Below are 11,828 nucleotides of genomic sequence, written 5' to 3'. Positions count from 1 at the left end.
TTCCCGGCCTCCGCCGTGTACGTCCAGGGGCCGTCGGTGCGGCTGAGCGAGCGGACCTGGAAGGCGGCGCCCGCCCGGTCCCCGCCGCTGAGGGTCAGCCGGAACTTGCCCGTCGCGAGATCGGCGGCGCCGTCGGCGTAGGGCGCGTACGTCAGTGGCCTGGTGGGCCGCGAGCCGGCCTCCTGGCGGGGCAGCGAGCCCTGGGCGGGCGGCTCGGGGACGTAGCTGGGGTGGCGGTCGCGGTCCGGCGGCGCGTAGCCCGCGGTGTCGGGCAGGTCGGCCGGGTCGGTCACCTTGAGCGAGAAGTCGAAGGCCGAGGTGAGGTCGCCGCAGATGGCGCGGCGCCACGGCGAGATGTTGGTCTCCCGCACCCCGAAGCGCTGCTCCATGAACCGCAGGATCGAGGTGTGGTCGAAGGTCTCGGAGCACACGTAGCCGCCGGTGGACCAGGGCGACACGACGATCATGGGCACGCGCTGGCCGAGCCCGTAGGGACCTGCGGCGCGGCTGCCGCCCGGGTAGTGGTCCAGGGTGGTGTCGACGGTGGACAGGCCCTGGTTCGCGGAGGCCGGCGGGTAGGGCGGCACGACGTGGTCGAAGTAGCCGTCGTTCTCGTCGTAGGTGACGAACAGGGCGGTCCTGCGCCACACCTCGGGGTTCGCGGTCAGGGCGTCGAGGACCTGCGAGATGTACCAGGCGCCGTAGTTGGCGGGCCAGTTCGGGTGCTCGGAGAACGCCTCGGGAGCGGCGATCCAGGAGATCTGCGGCAGCCGTCCGGCCTGCACGTCGGCCTTGAGGACGTCGAAGTAGCCGTCGCCCGCCTTGGCGTTCGTCCCGGTGCGGGCCTTGTCGTAGAGCGGGTCGCCGGGCTCGGCGTTGCGGTAGCTGTTGAAGTACAGGAGCGAGTTGTCGCCGTAGTTGCCGCGGTAGGCGTCGTCGATCCAGCCCCAGCCGCCCGCCGCGTCCAGGCCGTCGCCGATGTCCTGGTAGACCTTCCAGGAGACGCCCGCCTGCTCCAGCCGCTCGGCGTACGTCGTCCAGCCGTACCCCGCCTCCTCGTTGCCGAGGACGGGGCCGCCGCCCGTGCCGTCGTTGCCGACATGGCCGCTCAGCATGTAGTAGCGGTTGGGGTCGGTCGCCCCGATGAACGAGCAGTGGTAGTCGTCGCAGACCGTGAACTTGTCGGCGAGCGCGTGGTGGAAGGGAATGTCCTGCCGGGTCAGGTGGGCCATCGTGCCCGTGCCCTTGGCCGCGATCCAGTTGTCGTACCGGCCCTCGGCGAAGGCGCTGTGCCCGCCCGCCCAGTCGTGGTCGAGCCCCGCGATGAACTGCATGCCGAGGTCGTCGGCGTCGGGGTGGTACGGCAGGGTCTCCTTGCCGCCGCCGGACTGGTGCCAGACCGGCTTGCCGCTCGGCAGGGTGACCGGGCGCGGGTCACCGAAGCCGCGCACCCCCTTCAGCGTGCCGAAGTAGTGGTCGAAGGAACGGTTCTCCTGCATGAGCACCACGATGTGCTCGATGTCCTTGACGGTGCCGCTGCGACGGGCGGCGGGAATGGCCGCGGCGCGGTCGATGGAGCCGTTGAGGGCCGTGAAGGCGGCGGTGGCTCCCGCGATCTGCAGGAAGCGGCGGCGGTTGAGTTCGGTCATGGGTGGGGGGATCTCCTGTTTCGTCGGTCGATACGTCAGCACATCGGCCGGACGGGGCCAACGGGGAGTGTTCAAGACCACCGGGCGAAAGGGAAGGGGCGGTGACGGACGCGTGAAGCCGGTGGGGCGGACGGCCGAAAGTCATCGCTGCGCGGGGGGTTCCGGCGCCGGGTCCCCGGCGGGTCCGAGCGGCTCTCCCGCGAGCCAGGCCGCGACGGCCCGCCCGATCCGCTGCCCGGTCTCGATCTCGACGAAACCGAACTGGCCGGACTGGTTGCACTCGAGGAACCACCAGATGCCGTCCGCGTCCTCCGCGAAGTCGAAGGCACCGTAGGCGAGTTGAGCCCGGGTGAGATAGGCGTGCACCCCGTCGGCCACCCGGCGCGGCACGGGCACCGGACGCCAGGGCCCCGCGTCGGGGCTGAACCGCACGTCGACCACGCCGTCGTCGCCGACGGGCTGTCCGTCCTGCGGCGCGCTCACCGCCCGCGCGGCGAACAGCCGGTCGCCGACGCAGGTCAGCCTGATGTCGGCCACTTTGCGGACCCGGCGCTGTAACAGCGTGGGGCCGTGCGCGACGTCCCGGTAGTCCTCGCCGGGGCGCACCCGGGTGGTCGGCACCGCGAGCCCGTCGGCACCGGGGTGCGCCCCGGAGACCGGCTTGACGACGAGGTCGGGATAGCGCTCGGCGAACTCCCTGGCCACGCGCGGGAACGTGGTGATGAGGGTCGCGGGCACCGGCAGCCCCGAGGCCCGCGCGAGCCACAGCTGCCACGGCTTGTGCCGGGCCTGGCGGGCCGCGTCCGGATGGTTCATCCAGCGGGCGTCGGTGCAGCGCAGCATGCCGTAGAGGGACTGCGACGACTCCTCGGTCAGCCAGGGGGACGCGGCCTGCGCGCGGGCGGCCGGACTGCCCGGCCTGCGGACCCAGACCGACCGCAGCCCGCCCATGCTGACGACCCGGCCCCCGACCGACAGGTGGCCCTGGAAGGCGCCGTGCGCGAACTCCCCGGACAACCCGACGCCCCCGGGCAGTTCGGCCGGGTCGAGGCGGAGCACCGGGATTCCGGCCGTGTTCAATTCGACGACGGCCAGGTCGGCCGTCACATCCTGTTCGCTCGTCAGGATCAGAACGGTCATTTGCGCGCGGCCGTTCAGTCGTCGAAATGGGTTTTGGATCCCGCCGTGGACGTGGTGGCGGCACACTCTCGCAACACAGCGTAGTCGTACGCGGCCACTCCGCCGTCAGGCAGCACGTTCAACTGCAGTGCGGAGTCGTACGTGTACGGCGCGCTGACCTCTGCCTCTCGCACAGATCGGGCATAGTTCAGGGCGAACGGTCGCATGTGTACTCCTCGTTGGGGGGCGCACCAAGTCAAGCGCATGGTGACTCTCCGGCGTCACACTCCTAGCCAATTTCTCAGATTCTTTCTGTAGGACGCATCACACCTGCGGACGAGTTCATTCCGCCACGGAGCGTGATGAGGCAACGTCAGGAAGCAAAAGGGGGCGACCCATTGGGCCGCCCCTGGCTATACCGCTCCTTTACAGGCCTTTACAATCCTTCACGTCACGGTCACCGACGACCGGTCAGGCCCGCAGCGCGGCCAGTCCGGGATGCTCCGCCACGTATCCGTCCAGCAGGCGCCTGGCCACGGTGACGGAGTCGACGAGCGGGTGCAGGGCGAAGGCCTTGACCGCGGCCGCGCGCGATCCGGTCGTGGCCGCCGTCAGCACCTCGCGCTCCACCGCCTTGACCGAGGTCACCAGCCCGGTGGCGTGGCCGGGGAGCGGGTCGACGGCCACCGGGTGCGCGCCGTTCGCGTCGACCAGGCAGGGCACCTCGATGACGGCGTCCTCGTCGAGGGCCGCCAGCACGCGCCGGTTGCGGACGTTCAGGATGAGGGTGGCGCGCTCGTCGCGGGCGATGGCCCGCATCAGCGCGAGCGCCACCTTCTCGTAGCCGCCCGACTCCTCCAGGTCCGCCGCGTCCCGCTCCCCCGCACCGGCCGCCTCACGGTTGTCGGCCATGTACGTCGCCTCGCGCTCGGCCCGGGTCCGGTCCCAGGAGGCGTAGGACGGGTCCGCGTAGAAGGCGGCCTGCTGCTCCGCGAGGAAGGCGCCCCGGGTGCGCTCGGCCTCGCGGTAGGCGCGGACCGTCTCGCGGTTGAAGTAGTAGTAGTGCAGGTACTCGTTGGGGATCGCGCCGAGGGAGCGCAGCCAGTCGGTGCCGAAGAGACGGCCCTCCTCGAAGGAGCCGAGGAGCTGCTCGTCGGCGAGCAGCCGGGGCAGTTCGTCCCGGCCGTGCACGCGCAGACCGCGCAGCCAGCCCAGATGGTTGAGCCCGACGTAGTCGATCCAGGCGTCGGCCGGGTCGGCGCCGAGGACGCGGGCGACGCGGCGGCCGAGGCCGACGGGCGAGTCGCAGATGCCGATGACGCGGTCGCCGAGGTGCCGGGACATGGCCTCGGTGACGAGGCCGGCCGGGTTGGTGAAGTTGATGACCCAGGCGTCGGGGGCCAGTTCGGCCACCCTGCGGGCGATGTGGACGGCGACCGGGACCGTGCGCAGCCCGTACGCGATACCGCCGGCGCCGACCGTCTCCTGGCCGAGAACACCCTCCTCGAGCGCGACGCGTTCGTCGGCCGCACGGCCGGCGAGACCGCCGACCCGGATCGCCGAGAAGACGAAGTCGCTGCCGCGCAGGGCCTCGTCGAGATCCGTCGTGGCGTGCACGGCAGGGGCGTCGGGGACGTCCGCGGCCTGCTGCGCGAGCACCCCCGTGACCGCCTTCAGGCGGTCCGCGTCGACGTCGTACAGCGTCACCTCGGTGACCCGGCCGGGCGCGTGGTCGCTGAGCAGTGCGCCGTACACGAGGGGCACCCGGAATCCGCCACCGCCGAGAATCGTCAGCCTCATGGCCCGATCGTAGGGCAGCCTGGTCCCCGACCTGATCGTCGACCGGCGGAGGAACCCCCCATGCAGATCCGTTCGACCACCCGCACGACCAGACGCACCGCGCGCCGTCTGTTCACCCTCGCCGCCGCCTCGGGCGCCCTGCTGCTCGCCGCGGGGACGGCGACCGCGGCGCCGGGCTGGACCGAGACCGGCACGACCCATGTCGGCTCGCTGACCGGCAGCCAGGGACTGGCCAGCCGCGCCGACGGCTCGCTGCTGCACCGCGGGCTCGCCTCGGTCCCGCTCGACCTGCGGATAGCGGGCTGGACGCATGTCGGCGACCCGGACATCGCGCGCGGGTACACGTTCGACGCGTACCAGGGCGGCGACGACGCGACGAAGAAGATGTACGCGGTGACCGCCCCCGACGGCACCCGCACGACCTACGAACACGCCCTGGACCAGGGCGAGTTGCTCAACAACTCGTTCGCCACGGTGTCGCCCGACGCGCAGTGGCTGGTCTCCGGCGAGTGGGGCACGATGCGGCGGCTCCAGGTCTTCCCGGCCCCGGTGCTGAACCCGTCGGCGCCCCGGCCGGGCACGAATCTGCCCCAGGCCGGGCAGATCAGCCTGGACCGGCCGGTCGACGACATCCAGGGCTGCGACTTCACCGACGCCACGCACCTGCTGTGTTCGTCGGACGGCGCGACGAAGGAGGTCCTGGAGGTCACGCTGGAGCACGCCCTGGACGGGGCACCGGTCGCCGGGCACGTCGCGTCGGCGTTCCCGGTCCCGCAGCGCAGCATCTGCTCGGGCACGTTCGAGTCGGAGGGCATCGACTACGACGCGGAGCGCGGGACGCTGCGTGTGGAGATGGTGCCGCCGTCGCCGTGCCTCGTGACGACGGCCGTGATCGCGTACCGCAAGGGCTGAGACCGGAGCCCCGGGTGGGGGCGGCACGGGGGCAGGGCCCCCGTGCCGCCCCTTCCTCCCACCTCTGATCACGTCCCTGCCGGACCGCCGCCGGGCCTCCACCTCGCCGGATCGACAGCGGCCACTCGGGCGTTCCGCCCCTGTGCGGGCCGTCACAGTGCGGGCTGTCACGCGGGACGCACGCCGTCCCGTCATCCATGTGACGGCAGAGAACGGACGCCGGCGCCACTGCGGCAGGCCGGTGTGATCTGAGGAGTTCCAGTGCAACGAACCAAGTCCCGCAGACTCACGCTCGGCGTGACGGCGACAGCAGTGCTGGCCGTGGGAGTGCCACTGACCCTGCAGGGCAGTGACGTCGCCCCGGCCCTGCCGGCGCACACGACCACGACGGCGGCGCAGGCGACCTCCGCGACGGGTCCCGGAGGCGCAGGAAGGCTCGAGTCGGCGGAGCCGCTCACCCACCTGGACCCGGCGCTGGCCTCGTCGGCCGCACGCGCCGAGCGCATCCTGTACCACTCACGGTCGCTGAAGGGTGACGACATCACCGTGAGCGGTGCGGTTCTCACCCCGAAGGGCACGGCGCCCGAGGGAGGCTGGCCCGTGGTCTCCTGGGCTCACGGCTCCAGTGGGATCAGCGATCGGTGCGCACCGTCCACCGCCCCCGACGCGAACGGCGACATCGACCTGTACGGGTACGGCGATTTCGTCGCCGAGCTCCTCGACGCCGGATACGCGGTGGCCGCGACCGACTACGAGGGCCTGGGCACCGATGGCGACCATCCCTACATCGTGGCCGACAGCGAGGGCCGCAGTGTCATCGACGCCGCCCGCGCCGCCATGCAGGCCGACCCCTCGCTGTCGCGATCGGTCACGTTCGTCGGGCACTCCCAGGGCGGCCAGGCCGCCATTGCGGCCGGCGAGCTGGCCACGACCTGGGGCAGGGGCCTGGACGTCCGGGGCACGGTCGGACTGGCCCCGGTCACCAACGTCGGCGTGGCCTACTCCTACGGCACACCCGGCCCGGTCGACCGCGGCTTCTATCTGCTGGCGCTGCACGGCCTGAAGAGCGAACACCCCGAACTGCGCTACGACCAGTTCCTCGGCAGCCAGGCCCTCGCGATGATGCCGCAGGTCGAGAAGGACTGCACCACCAAGATCTGGGAGGACTTCTCCAAGAATCTCGGCGACCAGCTGAACGACTACCAGTTCGCTCCGCAGGATCCGGGCGCCGCGCTGAAGATGCAGACCTGGCTGGACGAGCAGAGTGTGCCCCGCAGGAAGACCTCGAAGCCCATGCTGCTGCTCCAGGGCGACCAGGACCCGTCCATCAGGATCTCGGTGACCAAGCAGGCGGCGCGCAACGCCGGTGCTCCGGCCGAGTTCCGGCTGTACCCGGGCAAGGACCACTACTCGGTGCTCACCCCGCGCAGTGAGGGCGGTGCGGCCACCGACGTCGTCGACTGGCTCCACCGCCACGACAGGCGCTGAGGGCGGGACGCACCCGGCATCCGCTGCCGAGTCCGGCCCCGTACGGCGTGCGGGGCCGGGCGCGGGTGCACGGCGTGCGGGGCCGGGCGCGGGGCACGCCCGCGTCAGAAGTCCGTCGCGGTGACCTGCTCGAGCTTGTCCGGGTCGGCCATCCACTGCACACCCGTGATCAACCCGTCGTGGACCTCGAAGGAACAGACCTGCCACCGCGCACCGAGACGGATCAACAGGCCGTGCTGTCCGTTGAGTTCGACGATGCGGAAGTCGACGGCGTCGTTCTTGGCGAGGGTGCCGATCACGAGGCGCGACACACGCTCCGCGCCGAAGACGGGCCGCAGCGCGGCACTCACCTTGCCGCCGCTGTCGTTCCAGAACGTGACGTCCCGCGCCAGCAGTCCTTCCAGGACGTCCCGCTGTCCGGTGCGCGCCGCCACCAGGAACCTTTCCACCAGGTCACGGTGCCTGCCGGGGTCGACCGCGAAACGGTCGCGGTCCTCGCCGAGGTGGCTGCGGCCCCGTCGGTACAGCTGTCGCGCATGTGCCTCGCCCAGGCCGAGAATCTCGCCGATCTCCTCGAAGGGCAGCTCGAAGGCCTCCCTGAGGACGAAGACGGCCCGCTCGGGCACAGAGAGCCGCTGGAGGAGCCGCAGGACGGCCAGCGAGAGCGTCTCGCGCTGCGCGGCCGTCTCGGCCGGGCCGAGCGGCTCCCCGCCGTCCGTGCGCACCGGCTCCGGCAGCCAGGGCCCCACGTGGGTCTCCCGATGACGGTGGGCCAGACGCATGCGGTCGATCGCCAGCCGCGTCACCACGGTCATCAGGAAGCGGTGCGGGGCCTGGATCGTGGTCCGGTCGACCGTCGACCAGCGCAACCAGGATTCCTGGACCACGTCCTCGGCGTCGGCGAAACTGCCGAGCAAGCGGTACGCCACGCCCAAGAGCATCGTGCGGTGCTGCTGGAAGGCAGCGACGCCGTCATCACCGTCGTCGTGGTCGTGCTCGTCCCTCACACGGGCAGTATAGGAAGAGGTCGGCCGAGGGTGCCTGCCCACGCCCACGCCCACGCCCATGTCCATGCGCTCCTTCATGTGCCGCCCCTTCGCTCGAGTCCGATGCCGACAGATAGCCGACAGGAAGCCGGCACGAACAGGACGGGACGGGCAGTGCCGCGCGTGACAGGCCCCGAAGGAAGTGACCCACCTCACCGGAGGGCCGCAGCCGCTCCACGGTCGGGCCGAGCACGGGGACACCGGCGCGCGTCTACCAGTTGGTCAGTTTCTCCGGGTTCATGACGACCCAGACGTCGGTGATGCGGCGGCCCACGACGTGCAAGGAGACCACCGCCACCACCCTGCCCTCCGCGCGGCAGACCAACGCGGGGCGGCGTGCTGCGGTACCGAGCTCGACGGTGAGTTCCGAGCGCTTCCTCAGCGATCCGACAAGGTACCGAGCCGTCTTCTCGGCCCCGTGAAGGGGATGCAGCGCAGCACGCACGTGGCCGCCGCCGTCGGCCCGGGTGGTGACGCGCGGGTCCAGGAGGCCGATCAGCTCGTCCAGTTCGCCTGTCTCGCAGGCCTTCTTGAACTCCTTGATCACTGCGAGGTGTCCCGGGACGTCCGCCTCATCTCTGCGTGCCGATCCCAGGCCCCGCCGTGCGGCGACGGCAAGAGCGCGACAACTCTCCGGGCTGCGCCCGACAATGGAGGCGATCTCCGCGAAGGGGAACGTGAACACGTCGTGGAGCACGAAGGCGACCCGCTGAGCAGGTGTGAGCGAGTCCAGGAGTACGAGCATCCCCATGGTGAGCGAGTCGTCGAGGGCGGCTTGTTCGGCGGGATCCAGGGCCGCGGGTCTCACGCTGCTCCATGCCGTGCTCTCGGGCAGGGGCTCGGGCAGCCACTGCCCCGTGTAGCGCTCGCGCCGCACCCGCGCGGAACCGAGGTGGTCGAGGCACACTCTGCCGACGACGCGCACCAGCCACGCCGAGGGCCGCTCGATCTCCGCGCGCGCCGACTCCGGCAACGCGTACCACCTGGCGTACGTGTCCTGCACGACGTCTTCGGCGTCGTGCGTCGAACCGAGCATTCTGAAGGCGATCGACATCAGCAGGTGCCGATCGTCGGGCACGGCGTCCGTACCGGGGTGTTCCTGCCCCGCTTCCTTGCCCGGCATTGGCTGTTCCCTCGGTGCAGGACGCGTGCCTGCGAAGCACCGCGTGTGTGAAGACGTCTGCACCGTACTCCTCCTGCCTGCGCGAACCCGGCCGGCGGCTCCGTACGCGCAGCCGGCGCGTGTGGCTCCGAGCATGTCCAGCCGTGCCGCAGGAGCAGCGCGCGCAAGAAAGTACGCGGCGGACTTCACACTCCACGGCCCTGTTTCGTCGAGTGGGCAGGACATTGAACGAGGAGGAGTCTCTCGACATGCGTGTATTTGTCATGGGCGGCACCGGGGTCATCGGGCGACGCCTTCTGCCCCGCCTGGTCGACGCAGGGCACGAGGTCACCGTCTCCAGTCGCAGCAGGGCGTGCTTCACGGAGCTCGGCGCCATGGGGGTACAGGGCGTCGTGATGGACGCGCTGGATGCCGACTCGGTCTCCGCGGCGCTTCAGGATGCCTCCCCGGAGGTCGTGATGCACCAGGCGACGGACCTGTCGAAGCGTGATGCGCAGGCCAATGCGCGGTTGCGTCGCGAGGGAACACGGCATCTCGTCGACGCCGCGAAGACGGCCGGGGTGCGCAGAATCGTCGCGCAGTCCATCGCGTGGGCGTATGAGCCCGGTCCGACTCCTGCGGACGAGACGACACCCCTGGACGACGACCTCGACCCCGGCCGCGCGGTGTCGGTCGGCGGGGTGCGCGCGCTGGAGTCAGCGGTTTCCGAGATCGCGGAGCACGTCGTGCTGCGCTACGGGACTCTCTACGGCCCGGGCACGTGGTTCGCGCCGGACGGCCCCGTCGCCGACGCCCTGGCGCACGGGATGCTGCCGGCCGACGAGGCGGTCTCGTCGTTCCTCCAGGTCGAGGATGCCGCAGCGGCTGCCGTGCAGGCGCTGGAGTGGGCCCCGGGCACCTACAACATCGTCGACGACGAACCCGCCCCGGCTTCCGCGTGGGTGCCGGTTCTGGCCGGGATGTGGGGCGCACCAGTGCCGTCTCCCGGCCGGGAAGGCGGGGGCACGTGGGAGCGAGGCGCACGCAACGCGAAGGCCAGGGCCGCCGGCTGGGTTCCCCTCTGTCCCACGTGGCGCTCCGGCTTTCGCACGGCCATGGCGTGACGGTGTCTCCCGGGCCGTGAACGGCCTTGCAACCGAGTTCCAGAAACCAGAACGGAAGAATCATGATCAAGGGTCTCCTCGAGCAGGTTCCCCCCTTCGTCCCCAGCGATCTGCACGTGATGACGGTCGAGATCGACGTGCCCCCGGGGGACGCGGGCACCCCTCCCCACCGGCACTCCGGTCCTGTCTTCGGCTACGTCCTCGAAGGTGAGCTCGTCTACGAGCTCGAGGGCGAGGCCGAACAGGTCCTCAAGGCCGGCGAGGCCTTCTGGGAGCCGGGCGGCGATGTCATCCACTACCAGGCGGGCAACAACCGTGACGACGTACCCGTACGGTTCGTGGCCGTCATGATGTGCGCCCAGGGAAAGCCCATGCTGACACCGGTCGAGCCCGAGGAACTCGAGGCCCGGAGGTCGCGTCGCGCTCCCCGCCCGGCGAACGCGCGGTTCTGAGCGCTGCGGGTGAAGGGCCGGCGGTCTGCGGTCGGCCCTTCACGCGCGTCCGCGACGCTGCGGACGAGCCGTTCGGGTGGCGGCCCACGGTGGTGGAGGTCGGCCTCCGCTGAGCCGTCAGTCGCCGACGCTGCCGTCGATCATCTCGCGCAGGATGTCCGCGTGGCCCGCGTGCCGGGCGGTCTCCAGGATCACGTGCAGGTACATCCACGTCAGCTCCCTGCCCCGCGGTGTGGTGACGGCGTGGTCGAGGCTGTGCTGGGCGGCGATCTCGCGGGAGCGGTCGCACGCCGCCTGGTAGGCGCCGATGACGTCGTCGAGGCTCTCGTTCGGCTCCAGCCGCAGGTCGGCCTCCGGGTCTGCGTCGGTCCACGGCGGCGTGGGCAGCTCCGCGTCGGGGATCTGCCCGATCTGCTGGGCGAACCCGCCCAGTTCCACCCACCGCAGGTGTTTGATCAGGCCGCCGAGGTTGGTGCCGGTCGGCACCGGGCTGCGCCGGGCGTCCTCCTCCGACACCCCGCGGGCCTTGCGCACGACGGCGTCACGCAGGTAATCCAGGTACGTCTCGAGCTGCTCGCGCTCGCTGGCGGCGACCACGCTGCCGAGGATCTCACCGGGTCCAGTCATGGCCGGAACGTAGCACGCGGGCCGACCCTCGCACCGGGGCCATTTCGGGCTCTTCGCAGTCGCAGTCGAGGGTGTGGTCCGGTCGGCGCATCGGTGGCCGGGCAGGGGTGGAAGTCTCCCGAGGATGGAGGTGACATGCCGTCCATCTCGAAGACCTCGACGTGTGACAGACGTGCCTGACGCTCCCTTCGCCCGCCCTGCCCTGACCACGTTCGCTCGTCTTGATGATCTCGGACTGACGCTGCTGTTCGACACCGAGATGCTCCAAGAAGAAGCCCTCACCTTCCCGTCGACGGACTCGGCGTCGAGTACCGCACGGTCAACGTCTGAGCCCGGGAGACGCCGAACCGCAGGATCCCCTCCTCCACCGCCGGCAAGACCAGCGATCTGGCGCACTTCGCCCCCTGGGGCACCTTGGGGATCTTCTACAGGAACTTGGGCCACGCCGGGACCTCGTCAAGCCCGGCGAGATCACCTGCGGAACTCAGCAGTTCGTCAACCACAGCGGC

11 protein-coding genes are annotated in these 11,828 nt (G+C 71.0%); 4 read left to right on the top strand and 7 right to left on the bottom strand.

Annotation, left to right across the window (positions count from 1 at the left end):
• The 4 genes from GTW43_RS21605 to GTW43_RS21590 all read right to left on the bottom strand — a co-directional run.
• Nucleotides 1-1,649, bottom strand: a 1,649-nt coding sequence (locus GTW43_RS21605; RefSeq protein WP_161303670.1) for a phospholipase C, phosphocholine-specific, incomplete at its 3' end; no start/stop codon positions are given.
• 141 nt (nucleotides 1,650-1,790) lie between these two features.
• The gene (tgmB, locus tag GTW43_RS21600; protein ID WP_161303669.1) at nucleotides 1,791-2,789 is read right to left on the bottom strand and encodes an ATP-grasp ribosomal peptide maturase; all 999 of its coding nucleotides are present in this window, start codon (nucleotides 2,787-2,789) and stop codon (nucleotides 1,791-1,793) included.
• 14 nt (nucleotides 2,790-2,803) lie between these two features.
• The gene (tgmA, locus tag GTW43_RS21595) at nucleotides 2,804-2,995 is read right to left on the bottom strand and encodes a putative ATP-grasp-modified RiPP (RefSeq protein ID WP_161303668.1); all 192 of its coding nucleotides are present in this window, start codon (nucleotides 2,993-2,995) and stop codon (nucleotides 2,804-2,806) included.
• Between the two features lie 244 nt (nucleotides 2,996-3,239).
• Complete coding sequence (locus GTW43_RS21590) at nucleotides 3,240-4,568, bottom strand: 6-phospho-beta-glucosidase (RefSeq protein WP_161303667.1); 1,329 nt, start codon at nucleotides 4,566-4,568, stop codon at nucleotides 3,240-3,242.
• A gap of 60 nt (nucleotides 4,569-4,628) precedes the next feature.
• Between GTW43_RS21590 and GTW43_RS21585 the strand changes: the two genes are divergently transcribed.
• On the top strand, nucleotides 4,629-5,480 hold the full coding sequence (locus GTW43_RS21585) for a hypothetical protein (protein ID WP_161303666.1): 852 nt from the start codon (nucleotides 4,629-4,631) through the stop codon (nucleotides 5,478-5,480).
• A gap of 261 nt (nucleotides 5,481-5,741) precedes the next feature.
• Nucleotides 5,742-6,968 carry an alpha/beta fold hydrolase gene (locus tag GTW43_RS21580; protein ID WP_161303665.1) on the top strand — a complete coding sequence of 409 codons (1,227 nt, stop codon included), beginning with the start codon at nucleotides 5,742-5,744 and terminating at the stop codon, nucleotides 6,966-6,968.
• A gap of 104 nt (nucleotides 6,969-7,072) precedes the next feature.
• On the opposite strand, the gene sigJ (GTW43_RS21575) is transcribed toward GTW43_RS21580, so the two are convergent.
• Together sigJ (GTW43_RS21575) and sigJ (GTW43_RS21570) are read right to left on the bottom strand one after the other, a co-directional pair.
• Complete coding sequence (gene sigJ, locus GTW43_RS21575) at nucleotides 7,073-7,975, bottom strand: RNA polymerase sigma factor SigJ (protein ID WP_343246082.1); 903 nt, start codon at nucleotides 7,973-7,975, stop codon at nucleotides 7,073-7,075.
• Nucleotides 7,976-8,225: 250 nt separating this feature from the next.
• Entirely contained in the window at nucleotides 8,226-9,137 is a 912-nt protein-coding gene (gene sigJ, locus GTW43_RS21570) for an RNA polymerase sigma factor SigJ (RefSeq protein ID WP_161303664.1), read from the bottom strand.
• A 143-nt stretch (nucleotides 9,138-9,280) separates the two neighbouring features.
• Here sigJ (GTW43_RS21570) and GTW43_RS21565 point away from each other — a divergent pair, with 143 nt between their 5' ends.
• Complete coding sequence (locus GTW43_RS21565) at nucleotides 9,281-10,240, top strand: NAD(P)-dependent oxidoreductase (RefSeq protein WP_343246081.1); 960 nt, start codon at nucleotides 9,281-9,283, stop codon at nucleotides 10,238-10,240.
• A gap of 62 nt (nucleotides 10,241-10,302) precedes the next feature.
• The gene (locus GTW43_RS21560) at nucleotides 10,303-10,692 is read left to right on the top strand and encodes a cupin domain-containing protein (protein ID WP_161303663.1); all 390 of its coding nucleotides are present in this window, start codon (nucleotides 10,303-10,305) and stop codon (nucleotides 10,690-10,692) included.
• Nucleotides 10,693-10,809: 117 nt separating this feature from the next.
• Here GTW43_RS21560 and GTW43_RS21555 read toward each other — a convergent pair whose 3' ends face one another.
• Nucleotides 10,810-11,319: a DinB family protein gene (locus tag GTW43_RS21555; protein ID WP_161303662.1), complete on the bottom strand. Its 510-nt coding sequence runs from the start codon at nucleotides 11,317-11,319 to the stop codon at nucleotides 10,810-10,812.
• Between the last annotated feature and the right edge of the window lie 509 nt (nucleotides 11,320-11,828).

The sequence above is a fragment of the Streptomyces sp. SID5785 genome (genome assembly GCF_009870065.1).
Lineage (GTDB): Bacteria > Actinomycetota > Actinomycetes > Streptomycetales > Streptomycetaceae > Streptomyces.
This window is presented reverse-complemented; position numbering and strand designations above follow the sequence as displayed.